At 35.4% G+C, this 20,126-nt stretch carries 21 protein-coding genes; 10 read left to right on the forward strand and 11 right to left on the reverse strand.

Annotated features, from left to right (window positions below; genetic code table 11):
* Positions 1-6: 6 nt before the first annotated feature.
* Together QW060_RS01110 and QW060_RS01115 are read right to left on the reverse strand one after the other, a co-directional pair.
* Positions 7-474, reverse strand: a complete 468-nt coding sequence (locus QW060_RS01110; protein WP_290361880.1) for a DUF3127 domain-containing protein — start codon at positions 472-474, stop codon at positions 7-9.
* Positions 475-486: 12 nt separating this feature from the next.
* Positions 487-1,359 (reverse strand): flavin reductase family protein, encoded by an 873-nt coding sequence (locus QW060_RS01115; protein ID WP_290361881.1) that lies wholly within the window; start codon positions 1,357-1,359, stop codon positions 487-489.
* Positions 1,360-1,477: 118 nt separating this feature from the next.
* Here QW060_RS01115 and QW060_RS01120 point away from each other — a divergent pair, with 118 nt between their 5' ends.
* Complete coding sequence (locus tag QW060_RS01120) at positions 1,478-2,626, forward strand: sensor histidine kinase (RefSeq protein WP_290361882.1); 1,149 nt, start codon at positions 1,478-1,480, stop codon at positions 2,624-2,626.
* A 14-nt stretch (positions 2,627-2,640) separates the two neighbouring features.
* Here QW060_RS01120 and QW060_RS01125 read toward each other — a convergent pair whose 3' ends face one another.
* Together QW060_RS01125 and greA are read right to left on the reverse strand one after the other, a co-directional pair.
* Complete coding sequence (locus QW060_RS01125) at positions 2,641-3,030, reverse strand: HIT family protein (protein ID WP_290361883.1); 390 nt, start codon at positions 3,028-3,030, stop codon at positions 2,641-2,643.
* Positions 3,031-3,033: 3 nt separating this feature from the next.
* Positions 3,034-3,510 (reverse strand): transcription elongation factor GreA, encoded by a 477-nt coding sequence (greA, locus tag QW060_RS01130; RefSeq protein WP_290361884.1) that lies wholly within the window; start codon positions 3,508-3,510, stop codon positions 3,034-3,036.
* Positions 3,511-3,651: 141 nt separating this feature from the next.
* On the opposite strand from greA, the gene QW060_RS01135 reads away from it, so the two are divergent.
* Positions 3,652-4,071 carry a hypothetical protein gene (locus QW060_RS01135; RefSeq protein WP_290361885.1) on the forward strand — a complete coding sequence of 140 codons (420 nt, stop codon included), beginning with the start codon at positions 3,652-3,654 and terminating at the stop codon, positions 4,069-4,071.
* 46 nt (positions 4,072-4,117) lie between these two features.
* On the opposite strand, the gene QW060_RS01140 is transcribed toward QW060_RS01135, so the two are convergent.
* From QW060_RS01140 to QW060_RS01150, 4 genes are all read right to left on the reverse strand, one after another.
* Entirely contained in the window at positions 4,118-6,295 is a 2,178-nt protein-coding gene (locus QW060_RS01140) for a TonB-dependent receptor (RefSeq protein ID WP_290361886.1), read from the reverse strand.
* 46 nt (positions 6,296-6,341) lie between these two features.
* The gene (locus tag QW060_RS28885) at positions 6,342-6,479 is read right to left on the reverse strand and encodes a hypothetical protein (RefSeq protein WP_450091470.1); all 138 of its coding nucleotides are present in this window, start codon (positions 6,477-6,479) and stop codon (positions 6,342-6,344) included.
* A 67-nt stretch (positions 6,480-6,546) separates the two neighbouring features.
* Positions 6,547-6,948 carry an alternative ribosome rescue aminoacyl-tRNA hydrolase ArfB gene (arfB, locus tag QW060_RS01145; protein WP_317623157.1) on the reverse strand — a complete coding sequence of 134 codons (402 nt, stop codon included), beginning with the start codon at positions 6,946-6,948 and terminating at the stop codon, positions 6,547-6,549.
* Positions 6,945-7,589, reverse strand: a complete 645-nt coding sequence (locus QW060_RS01150; RefSeq protein WP_290361887.1) for a 4'-phosphopantetheinyl transferase family protein — start codon at positions 7,587-7,589, stop codon at positions 6,945-6,947. Before QW060_RS01150 ends, arfB begins: the two co-directional genes overlap by 4 nt.
* Positions 7,590-7,706: 117 nt before the next feature.
* Here QW060_RS01150 and ahcY point away from each other — a divergent pair, with 117 nt between their 5' ends.
* From ahcY to QW060_RS01185, 7 genes are all read left to right on the forward strand, one after another.
* A complete protein-coding gene (ahcY, locus tag QW060_RS01155; protein WP_290361888.1) occupies positions 7,707-9,023 on the forward strand; it encodes an adenosylhomocysteinase in 1,317 nt (438 codons plus the stop codon).
* A 127-nt stretch (positions 9,024-9,150) separates the two neighbouring features.
* On the forward strand, positions 9,151-9,477 hold the full coding sequence (locus QW060_RS01160) for a hypothetical protein (RefSeq protein WP_290361889.1): 327 nt from the start codon (positions 9,151-9,153) through the stop codon (positions 9,475-9,477).
* Between the two features lie 35 nt (positions 9,478-9,512).
* On the forward strand, positions 9,513-11,864 hold the full coding sequence (locus QW060_RS01165) for a TonB-dependent receptor (protein WP_290361890.1): 2,352 nt from the start codon (positions 9,513-9,515) through the stop codon (positions 11,862-11,864).
* 23 nt (positions 11,865-11,887) lie between these two features.
* On the forward strand, positions 11,888-12,349 hold the full coding sequence (locus QW060_RS01170) for a DUF4625 domain-containing protein (RefSeq protein WP_290361891.1): 462 nt from the start codon (positions 11,888-11,890) through the stop codon (positions 12,347-12,349).
* Positions 12,350-12,440: 91 nt separating this feature from the next.
* The gene (locus QW060_RS01175) at positions 12,441-12,869 is read left to right on the forward strand and encodes a hypothetical protein (protein WP_290361892.1); all 429 of its coding nucleotides are present in this window, start codon (positions 12,441-12,443) and stop codon (positions 12,867-12,869) included.
* 81 nt (positions 12,870-12,950) lie between these two features.
* On the forward strand, positions 12,951-13,694 hold the full coding sequence (locus tag QW060_RS01180) for a hypothetical protein (protein WP_290361893.1): 744 nt from the start codon (positions 12,951-12,953) through the stop codon (positions 13,692-13,694).
* A gap of 116 nt (positions 13,695-13,810) precedes the next feature.
* A complete protein-coding gene (locus QW060_RS01185) occupies positions 13,811-15,901 on the forward strand; it encodes a prolyl oligopeptidase family protein (protein WP_397386084.1) in 2,091 nt (696 codons plus the stop codon).
* Positions 15,902-15,951: 50 nt separating this feature from the next.
* Here the strand turns inward: QW060_RS01185 and QW060_RS01190 are convergent, their stop codons facing one another.
* From QW060_RS01190 to QW060_RS01200, 3 genes are all read right to left on the reverse strand, one after another.
* Positions 15,952-16,467 (reverse strand): hypothetical protein, encoded by a 516-nt coding sequence (locus QW060_RS01190; RefSeq protein ID WP_290361895.1) that lies wholly within the window; start codon positions 16,465-16,467, stop codon positions 15,952-15,954.
* An 84-nt stretch (positions 16,468-16,551) separates the two neighbouring features.
* Positions 16,552-17,232: a monofunctional biosynthetic peptidoglycan transglycosylase gene (mtgA, locus tag QW060_RS01195; protein ID WP_290361896.1), complete on the reverse strand. Its 681-nt coding sequence runs from the start codon at positions 17,230-17,232 to the stop codon at positions 16,552-16,554.
* A gap of 82 nt (positions 17,233-17,314) precedes the next feature.
* Entirely contained in the window at positions 17,315-17,992 is a 678-nt protein-coding gene (locus QW060_RS01200) for a DedA family protein (RefSeq protein WP_290361897.1), read from the reverse strand.
* Positions 17,993-18,176: 184 nt separating this feature from the next.
* On the opposite strand from QW060_RS01200, the gene QW060_RS01205 reads away from it, so the two are divergent.
* Positions 18,177-20,078: a S9 family peptidase gene (locus tag QW060_RS01205; protein WP_290361898.1), complete on the forward strand. Its 1,902-nt coding sequence runs from the start codon at positions 18,177-18,179 to the stop codon at positions 20,076-20,078.
* Positions 20,079-20,126 lie beyond the last annotated feature (48 nt).

A 20,126-nucleotide genomic window follows, 5' to 3' on the forward strand; every position in this document is an offset into this window, starting at 1 on the left:
AATATTTTAGAACGGTAAATCGTCCGGTTCTTCTTCGTTAAAATTTGGTGCCGGAGGAAATGAATTGTTATTTTGATTAAAACCTCCGCCTTGTTGTGGATTATTTTGACCATAACCCTGCTGTGGTGCCTGCTGATATCCTTGTGGAGGTGCCTGATTATAACCTTGTTGCTGATAAGGATCTCCGCCCATAGATTGCTGTACAAGATTTTCGATTCTCCACCCTTGAATAGTGTTGAAATATCTGGTTTCACCTTGTGGACTTACCCATTCTCTACCGCGTAAGTTGATAGAAATTTTTACCGGTTGCCCAACTTGAAAGGGATTCAATAAATCGGTGCGATCCTGAGTAAACTCAATTAAAATATGTTGTGGATATTGCTCATCTGTTGTCACTACCACTTCTCTTTTTCTAAAGCTTGAACTCACTTGTTGTGGTTCGCCAATCATTTTGATTTTTCCTGTAACTTCCATCTTCTTAGTTTTTTATTTTGATAAAATCGTTTTCCAAGCACTGAAAACATCGTCTTGCTCCAAAAACCATTTTGCTTTTTTATACAATTCTTCTGTTTGATTATTCTCTGAAAATACTTTTACGTCCTGATTTTCAGATTTAAAAGCAGTTATCTCTTCCGTAGTAGGTAAATGCTCAACATTTCCCAGTCGACCTAAATCATTTCCTACAAAGATAGTATTTTTTTTCACATCTTCCGGCAGCGCATCTACACCAATTCCTAAAGTTGTTAATGGCTTTTCTACTTCAAAGAGACCATCATTGGCACGGGTATACCAATTGCCTCCCATACGGGCAACAAGGTCTATTTTCTGCTGGTCTATAGACCCGTTATCAGATAAAATACTTTCTGAGATGTGTATTTTTACGACTTCGCAAATGATGAGATTTCCGGCTCCTCCTTCAGTACCCAACGGAATAATATTCTGTACTTTACATTCCAGTTGCACAGGGCTTTCTGCTACTCTAAAAGGTTTTACGATATCAGAAGCCAGTTTGGTAAACCCGGACTTTACAAATTCGTCTACTCCATCACCATATTCTGTAGAAGCAAGAGAAGTTTGCTGTACCATATCGTAATTTACAACATTGATCACCACTTCTTTTGTTGCTTCTGCATTGATAAGTGTATGTTTAATAGTATTGTTACGAACTCTTCTTGCCGGAGAAAATACCAGAATAGGCGGATTAGAGCTAAAAATATTAAAAAAGCTAAACGGTGATAAATTTGGTGTGCCGTTTTCGTCAACAGTACTGGCAAAAGCGATAGGACGCGGCCCTACTGCTGCTTGTAAATAGGCTTGAATCTGAACCGGTGTATGGTCTTTTGGATGGATACTTAACATAAATTTGAAAAAAGATTTAAACAAAGATACTTTTTTGAATTAAGTTTTGTTAATGTATAGAAGAGAAATTTTTATCAACTATTTTTAATAATTTGTATCTTGTCATTCTTTCTGATCTATGAATTTTTTTAAAAGTAATATTTATACCCGGTGGGTTATTTTGGTTTTTTCCCTGTCTATTCTTACCCTCATATTGTGGAATACCTATTTGTTATTTCAAACGTTTAAAAACGAAGAACGTGTAAAAATGGAAATATGGGCTGAGGCATATAAATCCGTGAATTCAGCAGATGGAAATACTGATCTGGATCTGGCTTTGTCTGTATTGTCTAAAAACGAAACCATTCCTATCATTTTAGTAGATAATAACGGACTGATTTCTGAAGTACGCAATGTGGATGATGAAATATTGGAAAATAAAAAGTTACAGGCTGGATTGCTCAGGAAATTTACCTCAGAAAATGATCCTATAGAAATCATACATCCGGGCGGGAGCCAATTTCTGTATTATGGAAATTCATCTTTAATCACTAAAATAAAATATTACCCTTTGGCATTAATTGCTATTTTAGGACTTTTTGGAGGATTGGTGTACACGTATTTCCGAACCAGTAAAATGTCTGCAGAAAGCAAACTCTGGGCAGGAATGGCAAAAGAAACAGCGCATCAGATCGGTACGCCTTTATCTTCTTTGCTGGGATGGATTGAGATCATGAAACTCGATAATGTAGATGAACAGACTGTAAGTGAAATAGGAAAAGACGTTTCAAGACTGCAAACTATTGCCGACCGATTTTCAAAAATCGGCTCTGAGCCTGTTTTAGAACCCTTAGATATTGTAGAAGAAACTGAGAAATCATTCGAGTATCTGAAATCCAGAAGTTCTACCTTCATTGATTTTGAATTTGTGAGCTATTTATCACACTATATACTGCCGTTAAATCCTACATTGCATAGCTGGACCATTGAAAATCTGGTAAAAAATGCTATCGATGCTATTAAAGGAAAAGGAAAAATAACCGTAACCATTTCAGAAACCGAGAAAAACATTCAGATCTGGGTTTCCGATACAGGAAAAGGAATCTCTAAAAACCAGTTTAAAACAATTTTTGAACCTGGTTTTACAACAAAGAAAAGAGGATGGGGGTTAGGACTTTCGCTTACAAAAAGAATTGTAGAGGAATACCATAACGGAAAAATAAAAGTAGAGAAATCAGAAATAGGGCAGGGAACAACCTTTTGTGTTACCTATAAAAAATCCCTCTGAAAAGAGGGATTTTATTATAATTGAGAATGGATGGCTTTTGCTGTTGCTTCAAACTCTTCTTTTGTTAAAGAAACTTTTCGTTGAAACCGCATATCATCCATCTCCTGAAGAGGAATCAAATGTACATGTACATGAGGTACTTCAAGACCTACGACAGCCATTCCGATTCTTTTACAGGAAACTGCTTTTTCCAAAGCTTTTGCTACTTCATAAGAAAACTGCATCAGAGCGGTATAATGCTCGGAGTCCATATCAAAAATTTTGTCAATCTCTTTTTTAGGCACACATAGTGTGTGTCCTTTTGCATTTGGATTATTATCCAGAAAAGCAATGAAATTTTCGTTCTCTGCTACCTTGTAGCAAGGAATTTCACCATTGATGATCTTTGTGAAGATAGATGCCATAATTTAGTCTCTTGAAATTTCTAATATTTCAAATTTGAGTACACCATTCGGTACGTTTATCTCAGCAATTTCACCAACTGATTTTCCTAAAAGACCTTTTCCTATCGGAGACGTTACTGATATTTTTCCACTTTTAAGATCGGCTTCGCTTTCTGCTACCAGCGTGTAAGTAAGCTCCATCTTATTTGCCTGATTTTTAATTTTTACCGTTGACAAAACCAATACTTTGGAAACATCAAGCTGAGATTCATCGATCAAGCGGGCATTTGCCAGAACTTCTTCCATTTTCGCAATCTTCATTTCCAACAATCCCTGAGCTTCTTTCGCTGCATCATATTCTGCATTTTCAGATAAATCTCCTTTGTCACGCGCATCTGCGATTGCCTGAGAGGCTTTCGGACGCTCAATACCTTTTAAATGATCTAAATCATCTCTTAATTTCTTTAGACCTTCTGCTGTGTAATACGATACTTTACTCATAATACTGCTTGTTTTTATAAAATAGAAAAAATCCCATCGGAACGGGATTTTGTATTTCAAATACTATTATATGTTAATATTAACTTCTTTTTCTATATGTCAAAGTTAATTAATTAAATTTGTTTTTCAAATGTTTTATAGATGAAAAAGCGATTTCTTTTCTTTCTTTTATTGTTTTCTGTGCTTTCTTGCAGCAAAGATGAATTTTATAATCCCAATCCTTATTTACCCAATTATGTTGTAGATGTCAGAATACCTTTGAGTCTGCCTTTATACAGTAATTTGCAGTATCCGGGTAATGTTGCAGTTGTACAGGGATATGGGATTAATGGAATCATTGTGATCAATACAGGTACAGGTTTTCTGGCTTATGAAAGAACATGCCCTAATCATGAAATAAGAAATTGTTCTGCATTAAATTTAAATGGAATAGAAGCTACGTGCTCCTGTGATGAATATGTATATAATCTCTATTTGGGTATTGCAAATAATGCACCTTATGCTTTAAAACAATATCGGGTTATCGATTATGGTTCCTATCTGCAAATAGGAAATTTCTAAAAATATAATTATAGAAAAAGCCAACCTTTAGGTTGGCTTTTTCTATTTAAAATTTCAATGTAATTCCGCCGAGCAGATTAAATTGTGCTTGTGGATAATAACCGGCACCTTCAATAGTTGTGGTTGTATTTGGCGTACTCCATGTATCATCATACGTGTAGTAGTATCCGTTTGAAATATATTTTACATCAAAAATGTTATTCAGTAAAAGATTAAAAGAAATGGATTTAAACCATTTTTTTACAGCGACATCATAATTAATACTGATGTCGTTAGTAATGTAAGAATCTAACTTAGACGCTTCAGATTCTGTATTGCCCATAAATTGTTTTCCTACAAATTTAGTGAGTAAAGACATTTGAAGACCTCTGACCGGTTCATAGGTAAGAATGTTTGAGGCAATAAAATCAGGAGAAAAAGAAATGGCGGTATTTCCCAGATTTTGTAAGGCACCATCAAAATGAGTAATATAGTCAATATTTTGGTTACGGCTGATGGTAAGACTTGGATTCCATACAACTTTAGGGTGTATTCTTACAGCAGCATCAATTTCCAGACCCAAACGATAGCTGTCTCCACTGTTTTCACGCATCGGAGCTCCTACATCATTAAGGGCACCTGTAAGTACCAGTTGATTTTTATAACGCATATAGTAGGCATTAACATTAATTTTTGTTTGGGTAGTATTATACCTCCATCCAAGTTCAAAATCATTTAGTTCTTCGGGTTTAGGGCTTCCTGCTTCATAATCATTTCTATTAGGCTCTCTGTTAGCTCTGGCATAAGAAAAATAAAGATTGCTGTTTTCATTCATCAGGTAAGTAACGCCTGCTTTCGGATTAAAAAAATGAAACTTATCATTTACCATTCCCGTATCATTTCCATTTGCTTTGTACGTGACATTCCGGTATTGCAGATCTCCGAATAAAATAAATTTTTCTGCTAAGGTATACGTTGCTTTCAAAAAGGTATTGAGATCTGTTTTAGCAGAGAAATCTTTGTAGTATTCCTGATCGTATTGATAAGCAAGAGGTTCTTTTACCCACTGTATCGTTCCTTTGTGGTCTCCTTCATATTTATTTCCGGCACCACCCAGAATCACATCTAAATTGTTCTTTTTGTATGTTGTTGAAAAAGTAAATCCGTAAAAATTATTATCAAGGATTTTGCGTCTGATCAGATCGCTTTCATCAACCAGAGTTCCGTTTACCGTTACAGGAGTTAACCCATACTCAGTCACATCTTCTCCGCTTTTATAATTCTCATAATATCCATACCCGGTGGTATAATGCAGAGCAATGTTCGTAGTCCAGTATTCATTCCAGCGTTGGTTCCAATGCAGTTGATAATGGTTTTGAAGATAATTGTCCGTTTCATTGTCATAATATCGTTCTATTCCATTGTCATCAATATATCTTCCCGCAGTGTTATATCGTCTGCCGTGCTTGTCTAAATCGGCTTGTTCTACGCCGTTCCATGCCTGATAGGTTTTTTGTGTACCTCCGAAAGCGAGACCTTTAATCAGAGTTTTTCCATCCAGAAAAGTTCCTTGTAAAAAATAAGACTTTAAATCAGCAGAAGCTCTGTCAATATAACCGTCTGAATGCATATTGGATAACCTTCCGTTCAATTCAAAGGAATCATTCATAAGTCCGGTAGAAAACTTTACCGTATGTTTGCGGGTATTAAAACTTCCGAATGAGTTCGAAATTTCTCCATTGCTTTTATAAGAATAAGCATCGGTAAGCAAATTCAAACTGGCTCCGAAAGCACCTGATCCGTTTGTTGAGGTGCCGACACCTCTTTGCAGTTGTAAATTTTCTACAGATGAAACAAAATCCGGTATGTTTACCCAAAAAGTTCCGTGAGATTCTGAATCGTTATAAGGAATTCCGTTTACTGTTACATTCACTCTCGTAGCATCACTTCCGCGTACACGGATACCGCTGTATCCGACTCCGTTTCCGGCATCTGTAGTGGTGACCACTGACGTCATAAAATTCATCAGAGTAGGAATGTCCTGTCCGAGATTTCTTTTGGCCAATTCTTTTTTTGTAAGATTACTGTAAGCCATCGGTGTTTTCTGATCGGCACGAACTGCACTGATCAATAATTCATCCAGGACCTCATTAGAAGTAGTGTCTTTAGCAACTTCATTTTGAGCCAGCACGGTAGCAGGTAAAAGGCATACTCCGGCAGCTGTTAATAAGAAATTTAATTTCATTCGTAAAAATGCATTTACAAATAAAAGGGGCTATTATTGTGTTTGATTAATAAATAAAACTATTGATTTCCACGATGCTTTTTACTGCAAAGTGTACTTTATCCCTTGGCAGCATTACCCGCCCAGGTTCAATGGGTATAATCTCAGCCGAAACAGATTCGGCACCCCTTTTGAGACAGTGCAAAGGTATAAATAAGATTTGAAAAGAAAAGTCCTTTTGCTCTAAAAAATCTCTCCTATAAAAGAGACTATTACCACTTAAATTTTCTATTTGTTTTTTTATCAGAATGAATCTTTTTATCATTCAGTCTCTTTTTGATAACAGCTTTCGGAATTTTGGTAGCGATTCTTTTTTTATCTTTTTTTAAAGCATGCTCAAGCAGATATAACAAACGATTCTTTACGATTTCTTTGTTTTTCAACTGGCTTCGGGTTTCATCACATTCAAGCTGGAAAACACCTTCTTTATTGATCCGGTTTTTCAGTTTATCTGACAGTATTTCTTTTTGCTCTGTACTCAAAGCTCTTGAAGCTGTTATATCCCAAATTAGTATAACTTTAGTAGAAACCTTATTGACATTCTGACCGCCGGCGCCACTGCTTCTGACCGCTTTAAAAAGCAGTTCTGACTGTATGAGAGAGCTGTTTATCATGATTCTTTTTCTAATGCGTAAACCAGAGTGTAATTGTCGATCTCTTTAAAATGAAAATAAAATTTCTTTGAAAAATCGGTCATGTGGCAATTAATATAGGCGTTTCCAACCGTTTCGTCTAAATTAAAAGGTTGAATGTGCATATCCTGCTTAAAACTGAGACTGCGCGAATTACACATTTTGAATAAAGCTTCTTTAGCTCCCCATATAACGCTGAGGTTTTTTATGTAAAGAGATTGGTTTTCAGCAGATAAAAAAGCGGCTTCAGAACCGATGAATTTATCTGCAATTCGGATGATTTTCTCCCGTTGCATTTCAATATCTACGCCTACATTTTCAGCGCTGATGATGATGGTAGAAAAACCAAACGAATGAGAAATAGAAATATGCTTTCCGTCAGAAAGGTGAGGTTTTCCGTTTTCATCATAAAAAAGATTCAGGTCTGAATATCCCGCAGCTTTCAATAGATGGCGTACACTTAAAAAACCACATCTGTGTGTATCAGACAGCATTTTTTCAAAACGTGCTAAATGTACATCGCGCAGTGGGGTATTTTTGAATAAAGTGGCTACATCTTCGGTTATTTTCCAAACCAGTAAATCAGTGGTAGCGTTGATGGTTTGCTTTAAAAATAAGGGCATAAATATCAATATCAGATTTTGAAAACAAATACAGCTTTACAATTTCATTAGCATATAATTAAAAATGAAAATTGTAACTTTGTCCAAAATTAGTTTATACAAATATACTATAATCGGATGAGTACAAAAACAATACCTTATGTGCCTTTCAAAGTGAAAGATATTTCATTAGCGGCTTGGGGAAGAAAAGAAATTGAATTAGCAGAAGCTGAAATGCCAGGATTAATGGCATTACGTGAAGAATATAAAAATGAGCAGCCATTAAAAGGAGCTCGTATTGCAGGTTGTTTGCATATGACCATTCAGACCGCAGTACTGATTGAAACCCTGAAAGCTTTGGGAGCAGAAGTTACCTGGAGTTCTTGTAATATATTTTCTACACAGGATCATGCAGCAGCAGCTATTGCAGATGCAGGAATACAGGTATATGCATGGAAAGGATTAAATGAAGAAGAATTTGACTGGTGTATTGAACAAACTTTATTTTTTGGGGAAGACCGCAAGCCGTTGAATATGATTCTTGATGATGGAGGAGATCTTACTAATATGGTATTAGACCGTTATCCTGAATTGGTTGCTGATATCAAAGGATTGTCTGAAGAAACTACAACGGGAGTACACCGTCTATATGAAAGAATGGCAAACGGAACGCTGCCTATGCCGGCTATCAATGTAAACGATTCAGTTACTAAATCAAAATTTGATAACAAATATGGTTGCCGTGAATCTGCTGTGGATGCTGTGCGACGTGCTACAGATGTTATGTTGGCAGGTAAGAGAGTAGTAGTTTGCGGATACGGAGATGTAGGTAAAGGAACAGCAGCTTCTTTCAGAGGAGCAGGTTCGATCGTTACGGTTACTGAAATAGATCCGATTTGTGCTTTACAGGCAGCTATGGAAGGTTTTGAAGTAAAAAAACTTGACAGTGTAATTGCAAATGCAGACATCGTAATTACAACTACAGGAAATAAAGATATTGTAGTGGCCCAGCATTTTGAAAAAATGAAAGATAAAACGATTGTTTGTAATATCGGACATTTTGATAATGAGATTGATATGGCATGGTTAAACAAAAACCACGGAGCCTCTAAAATTGAGATCAAACCACAAGTTGATAAGTATACCATCAATGGCAATGATATCATCATTCTGGCAGAAGGACGCTTAGTGAATTTAGGTTGTGCAACAGGACATCCTTCTTTTGTTATGTCAAACTCCTTTACAAATCAGACATTGGCTCAGATAGAGTTGTGGAAATACAGTGACAAATACAATAATGAAGTATATACATTGCCAAAGCACTTAGATGAAAAAGTAGCCCGTCTTCATTTGGCGAAAATTGGTGTTGAATTGGATGTATTGTCAGAAGATCAGGCAAAATATATTGGTGTTACTGTTGAAGGTCCTTTTAAACCTGAGTATTACAGATACTAATAATATTCAAAAGAAGTATATAAAAAGACAGCTTTTCAGCTGTCTTTTTTTGTGAACAAAAAGTTAATTTACAAAATCAGCTTTCAAAAACTATTTCTTTACAGAATAAAACCTATAACTTTGCTTTATGAAACAAAAATGGGTGTTTTCGAATTTCATCTTGTCGATGCTGGTGGTATGTACCATTATGTATCAGTCGATGCATTCCTTTGTTCATATTCTGGAAGAAATACACCATGAGAAAATTGCAGACGGTCATCATGAACATACGTCATTAGACGGTAAAAAATGTTCGGTTTGTAATTTTACTTTCAGTCCTTTTACTCCTGTTGATTTTTTTTCTCTACAGGTACTTCCGAAAATTGTTTCTCATAAACAATATACGTATCAGGAACAGTCATTCGCTGCTTCCCCAATCATTTATTTTTCATTACGCGGTCCTCCCATTGTTTAATTAAAATCACTTAGTTTTTAATTAAATAACGTAATATGCGCAATGTAATTCTTATACTTTGCTTCTGTATTACTTCTTTTTCATACAGTCAGTTTACCATTCAGGGAAAAGTGACAGATGAAGCCGGAGTATTATTGAGCGGAGTCCATATAGATCTGGATGAGAATTGTACGCAGACCACCAGCAATGGCTCTTTTGAATTAAGAGATGTGGTTGCGGGAACTTATGTTTTACGCATTCAGAAAAAAGGATTTCAAACCTATGAACAGTCACTAAAAGTTGTTGGAAACAACACCATAGATATTGTACTGTTTAAGGAAGAAGACCTTTTGCCGGAAATGATTATCAATGACCGTAAGACCGTAACGTACAATTCCACCAAAATAAATCAACATCAGATCAAAGAACATTTTTCGGGAAGTCTGGCAAAATCCTTAGAACATATTCCGGGAGTGAATGCTATGGAAATAGGTTCCGGAGTTTCAAAACCTGTTATACGCGGATTGGGTTTCAATCGTATTGCTGTAGCTGAAAACGGAATTAAACAGGAAGGTCAGCAATGGGGAGCCGACCATGGATTGGAAATAGATGCTCTGCAAACGGAAGAAGTAGAAGTCATAAAAGGAGTAGGAGCTATTGAATATGGAAGTGATGCCATAGGAGGTGTCATTAAAATAAACAATGAGAAAATTCCTCAGATAGAAACTACTTCGGGGAGTGTCATACTTCATGGGAAAACGGTTAATGAAGCTTTAGGTTTATCTGCGAATATACAATCGAGAGGTGAAAACTATTTCTATAAACTGAAATTTTCGGGAGTAGACTATGCAGATTTTAAAGTCCCTGCCCATGAAATTTATTATTTGAATACTAAAATTCCAATCGAAAATAAACGCATGAAAAACACTGCAGGAGATGAATATTCTTTCTATGCACAGGGTGGTTATGTTTCAGACCGTTTTCAATCGATTGTAAGTATAAGTAACTTAAACAGTAAAATAGGGTTTTTTCCGGGTGCACACGGAATACCGAGTATCAATGCTGTAAAAGATGATGGTGATTCAAGAAATATTGATTTCCCGTATCAAAAAGTGAATCATTTCAAAGTGATTAACTCGAATAAATGGATAAACGATCACGATCAATGGGATTTGCTGTTTTCATTTCAGCAAAATCACCGTCAGGAATGGAGTGCTTTTCACACGCATTATAGCAATCAGTCTCCACCGGTTACAAATCCGGATCTGGAATTAGATTTCGTCTTAAATACTTTGGATACTCAATTGAAGTATACCTTTGATGCGGGACTGAATCATAAAACAACTTTCGGATTACAACAAAATTATCAGGAAAATCAAGTAGGTGGTTATAGTTATCTGCTTCCTGAATTTACCCGTAACGGAGCGGGATTTTTCGCAAAACATGAGTGGAAAGTCAATGAGCTGTTTAAAGCAGATGTCGGATTGCGTTTAGATTACGCCCACCTGAAAGTGAAAGGCTATTTTGATCCTGTTTTGTATGATTATCTGAAAAATACAGGGAAGTCAGAAACAGAATCCCGATCCTATGCTCAACGTAGTACTGCAATTTCTAATAACTATCTGCAACCGAATATTATGGTTGGTTTGTGGAAAGGAATTACAGATCGTTGGTCAGTTAACTTCACTGCCGGAACTAATTTCCGTTTTCCTTCGGCAATGGAGCTGAGTGCTAACGGAATCCATCACGGAGCTTTCAGACATGAAAGAGGAAACCCTGATTTGGATGTGGAAAAGGGATTGTCTTCTGAAATCGTATTACAGTATGAATCAGATACTTTTAAAACCAGTATCAGTCCGTATGTATATTATTTCAGCAATTATATTTTCTTGAAACCTACAGGTGTTTTTTCAGTATTACCTCACGGTGGGCAAGTATATGAGTATAGCCAGTCGCGTGCTTTAATTACAGGGTTTGAATGGAATGTATATAAAAGAATCCGGCAGTTTTCTGCAGATATTACATTTGAATACTTGTACAATAAGCAGTTATCCGATGACGGTAAAGACTATCCGCTGCCTTTTACCACACCTGTAAACCTATATGGAGAATTTGCCTATCATATTAACGACAGCCGTTTAATGAAAAATTCGAAAGTTTATCTTTCTGTAAAATGGGCCAATGCTCAAAACCGTATCGCGCAAAACGAAGAAAAAACTTCAGGTTACACCTTGTTGGGAGGAGGACTTGAAGCAGAATTTAAAATCGGGAAGCTCAAACCTGTTTTTAGAGTTCAGGCTTCTAATCTGCTGGATACAAAATATTTTAATCACTCAAGTTTTTATCGCGCAATCGAAATACCTGAGTTGGGAAGAAATGTACAACTAATGCTACAGCTTCCTTTTTAGTATAACTTTTTAAAATTAAAAAAATGAAAAACATTCAATATGCCTTTGTATTGTTCTTATCAGGTTTAACTTTTGTTTCGTGTTCAGACGATGACTCCAACAGCCTTGATACAGAGAAACCAACTGTTCAGATTGTGAGTCCTACTGTTGATCAGGAAATAGAACCGGGGACATCAATCAGTCTTAAAGCTCTTTTGTCTGATAATGAAGCTTTAGCAAGTTATAAACTTGAAGTACACAGCGCTGAAGACGGTCATCAGCATAAAGTATCAACTGCCGTTAACGCTGTAGAATTTCATTATGAACAAAGTTTTACCATTGAAAATGGCTCAAAAACCTTTGAAGTAAATCAACAGATTCCGGTTCCAGCCGATGCGAAAGAAGGACATTACCATGTGGGTGTCTTTTGTATTGATAAAGCCGGTAACCAAAATCAGCAGTTTATTGAGATTTATATTGGTGAAGAGCACGATCACGCACATTAATAGATTAAAAAGACAGCTTCGGCTGTCTTTTTTGTTAAAAATGTTTTTTTTATAAATTAGTTTATATCTTTGGTTTTTAAAATCAATGAATATGAAAAATTGGATATACTTATTTATCTTGATCTCATCTGTAACTTTCTTTAGTTCATGTAGTGATGATGATAGTGCTGAAAAAACTAAAATCGAAGTCAATAGCCCTACAGAAATGCAAATCTACAAACCCGGTGATATGGTATATGTAAAATACTATCTGAAGGATAGAGTGGGTATTTATCAATATAATGTTGAGATTTATACAGATGAAGATGTATCGTCTTATTTTACTGTCAAAAAAGAATTTGGATTTGATGTGTTGATAAATGAATTTACAGAAAGCTTCAGTTCACTAATTCCTTTGAAAGGGACAAATGGTCAGCCTCTTTCGGATGCTGTTTACAATGTAAAATTTACAGTGTTAAACAACAATAATGTCATCACAACTTTCGTTAGAAAATTTAAGATTGTAACTCCACAGGGATAAAAACTTTTTTCAAATTAGAAATAAAGTGGGATTTTTGTTGGAATGATCAGGATCATAAATAAAAAATTAAAGAAAAAGAAAATGAAAAAAATCAAAATGTTTTTATGTGTAGTAGCAGGCGGGCTTGCTTTTGTTTCTTGCGGAAATGATGACGATTCAGGAAGCAGAGAAGTTATAAAACTGCCTACAAAAATTACTACTACGGCAAGTACAGAAACGTATGCGTTTGAATACGATAACCAGAATAATCTGAAAAAGTATACGTATAACTTAGGAAGTAATAAAACGGAAGTAGTATTTAACTATACAGACAATAAAGTAACACAAATTTTATCGACTGATTATGTAAACGGGAGCAGCAATTTTACTTTGGTTTATACCGTAATCTATGAAGGTACTTCTAAAGTTCGTTTACAAAGTCAGGATAACTCTTCTATCGTGTATAATTTAGACGCCAATGGTTATGTAACATCAGAAGTATATGATGGAGATACCATCAGTTTTACGAATGATGCAAGAGGTAATATTACCAAAGTAACCGGTTCTGAAGGGGATGTAACACAACTAAGCTACTCCAGTTATAAAGGAATTTTTAGCGGTATAAAATCGAACAGATGGACCATTCATCTGGTTGATGATAACGGATTTATTGCCCAGTTGAGTAATGCCGTGTTATCTTCTAAATATACCGATGCAGATGGAGAAGTAAATACAGTGAGTACTTATGAAGGGTTTGTAAATGAGTATCCGACAAAATGGAACTTTACTGAAAGTAGTGAAGCAGACGGAACAGAATCTCAGGTATATACAATTACATACAAATAAGAGTTTTACATTGCGAAAGATTTAAAAGGTTGCCTGAAAGGGCAACCTTTCTTATATTTGCTCATTAACTAAACGACTATTATATGAAAAAAAGTGTTGGAGGAATCCTGATCACCATGTTGATACTGTCATCATGTAATAAAAAAGAAACAGTTGACACAATGGAATTAAAATATCCTGAAACAAGAAAAGATACGGTTTCTACTACTTACTTTGGAGAGAAAGTATCTGATCCTTACCGATGGTTAGAAGACGATAGGTCTGAAGAAACTGCGGCCTGGGTAAAAGCGCAGAATGAACTGACATTTGGATATTTAGACAAAATTCCTTTCAGAGAGGCTTTAAAAACGCGTATGGAAAAAATCTGGAATTACGAGCGTATCAGTGCTCCTTTTACAGAAGGAGATTATACCTATTACTATAAGAATGACGGATTACAGAATCAGTCTGTTCTTTATAGAAAGGATAGCTCTGGTAAAGAGGAAGTTTTTCTGGATCCGAATACTTTTTCAAAAGACGGCACCACTTCATTAGCCGATATTTCTTTCTCTGATGATGGTAGTCTTGTCGCCTATGCAATATCCGAAGGGGGAAGTGACTGGCGTAAAGTGATTGTATTACAGACAAAAGATAAAAAAGTAGTAGGTGAAACACTTGTAGATGTAAAATTCAGTGGAATGTCCTGGTTTAAAAATGATGGGTTTTATTATTCAAGTTACGATAAACCGACAGGAAGTGAATTGTCTGCAAAAACCGACCAACATAAATTATATTATCATAAACTGGGTACTTCTCAAAAAGAAGATAGAGTCATCTTTGGAGCCGAACAAAAGCGCCGATATGTTGGCGGATCGGTAACTGAGGATAATAAATATCTGATCATTACTGCGGCTAATTCTACCTCAGGTAATGAATTGTATATGAAAGATCTTACAAAGGAAAACAGTCCTATTGTTACAGTTCTGAATAACTTCGATACAGATAGCTATGTGATCGACAGTCAGGATGAAAAGTTATACATTGTTACGAATCTAAATGCACCGAACAAACGTATTGTCAGCGTATCTGCAGCTAATCCAAAACCGGAAAACTGGGTTGATTTTATTGCAGAAACAGAAAATGTACTGAATCCGAGTACTGCAGGAGGCTATTTCTTTGCAAACTATATGAAAGATGCCGTTTCACAGGTAAAACAATTTGATTATACAGGAAAATTAGTAAGAGAAATCTCATTACCGGGCTTAGGTACAGCGACAGGATTTGGAGATAAGAAAGAGGCAAAAACGATTTACTACTCTTTTACAAATTATACGACTCCTGGAACCATTTATTCATTTGATGTAGCCAATGGAGCTTCAAAAGAATATCAGAAACCTAAGGTAGATTTTGATTCTTCAAAATATGAATCCAAACAGGTATTTTATACCTCTAAAGACGGTACAAAAGTCCCTATGATTATTACCTATAAAAAAGGAATAGAATTGAACGGTAAAAATCCTACGATGCTATATGCTTATGGAGGTTTTAATGTAAGTCTTACTCCGTCATTTAGCGTAGCTAATGCAATATGGATGGAAAACGGAGGTATTTATGCTGTTCCTAATTTACGGGGTGGAGGTGAATACGGAAAAAAATGGCATGATGCAGGAACGAAAATGCAGAAACAAAATGTATTTGATGATTTTATTGCCGCAGCTGAATACCTTATCAAAGAAAAATATACTTCATCTGAATATTTAGCAATACGAGGAGGATCCAACGGAGGATTATTGGTAGGAGCTACTATGACACAGCGTCCTGATCTTATGAAAGTAGCTTTACCAGCAGTAGGTGTATTAGACATGCTGCGTTATCATACCTTTACTGCCGGAGCAGGGTGGGCATATGATTATGGAACAGCAGATGACAGTAAAGAGATGTTTTCTTACCTTAAAAAATATTCACCGGTTCACAATGTAAAAGAGGGGGTTTCTTACCCTGCTACGATGATTACAACCGGAGATCATGATGATAGGGTAGTACCTGCTCATAGTTTTAAATTTGCAGCGGAATTGCAGGCTAAAAACAAAGGTCAGAATCCAATGTTAATCAGAATAGACGTGAATGCCGGTCATGGAGCAGGTAAATCTGTTGCTCAGACCATTCAGGAAAATGTAGATATTCAGGCTTTTACATTATATAATATGGGAGTCAGAAAATTAAAATAGAAAGATACAGACAATAAAAAAAGCGAGGGTTAAACCTCGCTTTTTTTCCTTTAATTAGTTTTTGCTTTTTCTAACGTTTTGTTATATTCATCTTTGATGTCTTTCTTAGCTTCTTTCGCTTTTTCATCTACTTTGTTGGAGAAGTCTTTTACATCCTCTTTAGCCTTTTTAGCAGCTTCGTCAATTTTTTCTCCTGCTTTATTCAGACCTTCTTTTGTCTTATCAGCAGCATGCTCTACTCCATCTTTGGCATCATTATAAACTTCAGTTGTTCCTGTTTTTAATTTCTCCCATGCCGTTTTAGACTCATCAACTGCTTTTTGAGCAGCTTCCTGAGCTTTTTTATCTCCTTTAGCTTTTGCATCAGCTAAGTCTTTTTCTGCTTGTCTTAATTTTGCTTCTGCATTATCAATCTCAGCCTGTACTGCCGGATCTACTTTAGTCTCTTCATCAATAACAACTAAAGTATCTTTACCATCCGTCTCTGTTGTAACGGTAGTTTCTTTCTTACAAGATACAACACCTAATAATCCAATAATGGAAAGACTTAAAAATACCTTTTTCATAGTTTTTTGTTTTTAAATTATACATTAAAGTTAAGAAATATAAAATGTTTTTTACAGATTTTAATAAAAAATTATTATTTCAGATTAATAATCCGGATTAGGATAAAGATTCATCTGCCTATTTATAATACTCTTTCTTCTGTTGATATAGCCAGATGAATTAGTTGCTTTATATTTTCTCGGATTTGGCAAAATTGCCGCAATAGCAGCAGCTTCCTGTTTCGTAAGATTTTTAGCAGATTTGTTGAACCAATGTTGAGAGGCAGCTTCAATACCATAAATACCATTGCCCATTTCAATCGAATTCAGATAAACCTCCATGATACGCTCTTTGCCCCAGATCACTTCAATCAAAACTGTAAAGTAAGCTTCAAAGCCTTTTCGGATATAGCTTCTTCCGGGCCATAAAAAGACATTTTTTGCCGTTTGTTGTGAAATGGTACTTCCTCCCTTTACTCTTTTGCCTTTTTTGTTGTGTGCATAAGCTTTTTCAATGGCTTTCATATCAAAGCCGTTATGAGAAGTAAACTTACCGTCTTCACTCGCAATAACTGCTTTTTGTATATTTATAGACATATTGTCAATAGATACCCAGTCGTGTTTCCATACTATTTTTTCGCCACTCACGGTTTGTTCAAAAGTTCTTATGAACATAAGAGGAGTAAACGGTACGGGAATAAACTTAAATAAGAAAACGGAAAAAATCGAAATTCCGAAAAAATATAAAAGTACTTTTAAAATAAATTTGCCTGTTTTTCTAAGCATTTTTGGTGATGAATTTATAAAGCAAAGATATTTGAAAATATGAGATACAAAAAAGGGAAACAAATAATTTGTTTCCCTTTTTTTATGCTACTTTTTTTCTTTTAAAAGCTTTCATTAAAATTGGAGTGGTTGTTAGTACCACCAGTATAATGATGATGTATTCTATATAGTGCGTCAGATCAACTCCGTGTTTATCCAATAAATATTTATATAAATAATGTCCTGATAAGATTAGGGAATAGGCCCATAACAATGAACTTAAAATGTTGAAAAGCATAAATCTCTTAAAATCCATTCGTACTATTCCGGCAATAATTGGAGCAAATGTTCTTATGACAGGAAGAAAACGCGCAAAAATAATGGCTCTTCCTCCATGTCTGTCGAAAAAAGCTTGGGACTCAATAAGATATTTTTTCTTAAAAATAAAACTATCTTCTTTACTGTATAAATAATTACCGCTTTTGGCACCAAACCAGTAACCGAAGCAGTTTCCTAATATACCTGCGAAAGCTACAAGACCAGCCAATGCGCTGACATTAAGAAAATCATTTTCGATATACACGAATTCTTTCATTAAATCAACACTGTAGATGCCTGCTAAAAAAAGCAAACTGTCTCCGGGTAAGAAAAAACCTGCAAATAATCCTGTTTCGGCAAATATTATAAAGAGAACAACATAAATTCCTATTTTATGTCCGGCTAATTCTAAATTGATATAAAACTCGGGGTTTATCAAATCAGCCCAATTGAAATTTTCCATCAAGGTTTTTACTTTTGTATGTTTCGCTTGTAAAATTATTCATTATTTTTCGTTTTTCCTTCATTTATATAAACAACCAATGAATTTTTAAGTTTTTTTTATCATTTAATAATACTGCTTCATAAGCCAGATTAGATATTTCGTTTTAAATGCTTAATTTTAGCGATTGATAAAATAATTACAAATGAAAAAAATTCTGATTTTAACCTTAAGTATTTTAGGGATAAATGCTCATTCACAGCAAAAAGTTATGACGAAAGAATTGTTATGGCAATTGGGGAGAGTATCTCCAATAGGTTTATCTGAAGACGGTAAATACCTTTATTATAAAGTGGGTACGCCTGATGTAGGTGAAAATAAAATCAACACTGCCTATTATAGTGTAAGCATCGATGGTAAAAGAGTAAAAAATCTTGAAAATGCAGATGGCTTGGTAGCAGATAAAAATACAGGACCTGGAAATGAATATGTTTTATCGCATGAAGAGGTCAAAATAACAAAGGTTCTTGGAAAAGACTACTATGAAGGAGTCGAAAAATCAGATGTTTACATTTATGATGAACTTGATTACAGACATTGGGATACCTGGAATAACGGGACATTTAATCACGTTATTTTGACCAATAAAAAAACACAGGAGAAAATTGATTTACTCAAAGATGAGCCGTATCATTCTCCTCAGAAACCTTTTGGAGGAGATGAAGATTACATCTGGTCTCCTGATGGCAAAAAAGTTATTTATGTATCCAAGAAAAAATTTGGAACAGCTTATGCTCTGAGTACAAACACTGATTTATATGAATACGATATAGATACCAAACAGACTAAAAACCTGACAGAATCTAATCCTGGATATGATACACATCCTTCTTTTTCTCCAAATGGAGATCTTACGTGGTTGCAGATGAAACATGATGGATATGAGGCAGACAAAAATGATATAATCGTTCGTCACAGAGGAATGGATATAAATCTGACAGCAGCATGGGATGGTACTGTTGACAGTTATGTGTGGAGTAAAGATGGTAAAAAGATCTATTTTACAGCACCGGTTGATGGTACAGTACAATTGTTTGAAGTCAACTTTCCGGGGGTTACAAAAATAGCGGTAAACGTAAAACAGCTTACTAAAGGAGACTTTGATGTAACCGGAATTGTCGGTTTTGTTGATAATAGAGTAATTCTTACCCGTACCGATTTCAATACAGCAACTGAAGTATTTTCGTATGATTTAAAATCAAAAAAATGGCTGCAAATCACCCATGTGAATGATGCTTTGTATGCCAAAATAGGAAAATCAAAATTTCAGAAAAGATACGTTACTACCACCGATGGAAAAAAAATGTTGGTATGGGTAATACTACCTCCAAATTTTGATCCAAACAAGAAATATCCAACCTTGTTATACTGTCAGGGAGGACCTCAGTCTGCATTAACTCAATTTTATTCCTTCCGTTGGAATTTTCAATTGATAGCCGCTGAAGGATATATCATTGTAGCGCCAAACCGTCGGGGTATGCCTGGTTTTGGTGTTGAATGGAATGAAGCTATTTCTAAGGATTGGGGAGGGCAACCTATGCAGGATTACCTTACCGCAATAGATGAGGTTTCAAAAGAACCTTATGTTGACAGCAAAAGATTAGGAGCTATCGGAGCAAGTTACGGAGGATATTCTATCTATTATCTTGCCGGAATACATCAAAACAGATTCAAATCTTTTATAGCACATTGTGGCGTTTTTGATTTAGAGTCTATGTATGGAACTACAGAGGAAGTGTTTTTTACAAACTGGGATTCAGGAGGTCCGTATTGGGAGAAAGACAATGCTGTAGCAAGAAAGACGTATGCAGAATTCAACCCTAAAAATAAAGTAGCAAACTGGAATACGCCTATTCTTATTTTTCATGGAGGAATAGATTATAGAGTACCGATCGGACAGGGACAGGAAGCTTTTCAGGCAGCTCAGCTTTTGGGAATAAAAAGCAGATTTGTTTACTTTCCTGATGAAAATCACTGGGTAACCAAACCGCAGAATGCAAAAGTTTGGCAGGGAGAATTTTTCAGATGGTTAAAAGAAACGTTATAAAAAAAACGGGAGGCAAATTTGCTTCCCTTTTTTTTTGCTTGAAAAATT

Source organism: Paenimyroides ceti (assembly GCF_030409925.1).

Coding starts and splice junctions, on each gene's coding strand:
- QW060_RS01110 (WP_290361880.1), bottom strand. CDS start 474: ATGGAAGTTACAGGAAAAATCAAAATGATTGGCGAACCACAACAAGTG.
- QW060_RS01175 (WP_290361892.1), top strand. CDS start 12,441: ATGAAAAATTGGATATACTTATTTATCTTGATCTCATCTGTAACTTTC.
- arfB (WP_317623157.1), bottom strand. CDS start 6,948: ATGATAAACAGCTCTCTCATACAGTCAGAACTGCTTTTTAAAGCGGTC.
- QW060_RS01185 (WP_397386084.1), top strand. CDS start 13,811: ATGTTGATACTGTCATCATGTAATAAAAAAGAAACAGTTGACACAATG.
- QW060_RS01205 (WP_290361898.1), top strand. CDS start 18,177: ATGAAAAAAATTCTGATTTTAACCTTAAGTATTTTAGGGATAAATGCT.
- QW060_RS01165 (WP_290361890.1), top strand. CDS start 9,513: ATGCGCAATGTAATTCTTATACTTTGCTTCTGTATTACTTCTTTTTCA.
- greA (WP_290361884.1), bottom strand. CDS start 3,510: ATGAGTAAAGTATCGTATTACACAGCAGAAGGTCTAAAGAAATTAAGA.
- QW060_RS01190 (WP_290361895.1), bottom strand. CDS start 16,467: ATGAAAAAGGTATTTTTAAGTCTTTCCATTATTGGATTATTAGGTGTT.
- QW060_RS01160 (WP_290361889.1), top strand. CDS start 9,151: ATGAAACAAAAATGGGTGTTTTCGAATTTCATCTTGTCGATGCTGGTG.
- QW060_RS01200 (WP_290361897.1), bottom strand. CDS start 17,992: ATGGAAAATTTCAATTGGGCTGATTTGATAAACCCCGAGTTTTATATC.
- QW060_RS01115 (WP_290361881.1), bottom strand. CDS start 1,359: ATGTTAAGTATCCATCCAAAAGACCATACACCGGTTCAGATTCAAGCC.
- QW060_RS01140 (WP_290361886.1), bottom strand. CDS start 6,295: ATGAAATTAAATTTCTTATTAACAGCTGCCGGAGTATGCCTTTTACCT.
- QW060_RS01120 (WP_290361882.1), top strand. CDS start 1,478: ATGAATTTTTTTAAAAGTAATATTTATACCCGGTGGGTTATTTTGGTT.
- QW060_RS01135 (WP_290361885.1), top strand. CDS start 3,652: ATGAAAAAGCGATTTCTTTTCTTTCTTTTATTGTTTTCTGTGCTTTCT.
- ahcY (WP_290361888.1), top strand. CDS start 7,707: ATGAGTACAAAAACAATACCTTATGTGCCTTTCAAAGTGAAAGATATT.
- QW060_RS01150 (WP_290361887.1), bottom strand. CDS start 7,589: ATGCCCTTATTTTTAAAGCAAACCATCAACGCTACCACTGATTTACTG.
- mtgA (WP_290361896.1), bottom strand. CDS start 17,232: ATGCTTAGAAAAACAGGCAAATTTATTTTAAAAGTACTTTTATATTTT.
- QW060_RS01180 (WP_290361893.1), top strand. CDS start 12,951: ATGAAAAAAATCAAAATGTTTTTATGTGTAGTAGCAGGCGGGCTTGCT.
- QW060_RS01125 (WP_290361883.1), bottom strand. CDS start 3,030: ATGGCATCTATCTTCACAAAGATCATCAATGGTGAAATTCCTTGCTAC.
- QW060_RS01170 (WP_290361891.1), top strand. CDS start 11,888: ATGAAAAACATTCAATATGCCTTTGTATTGTTCTTATCAGGTTTAACT.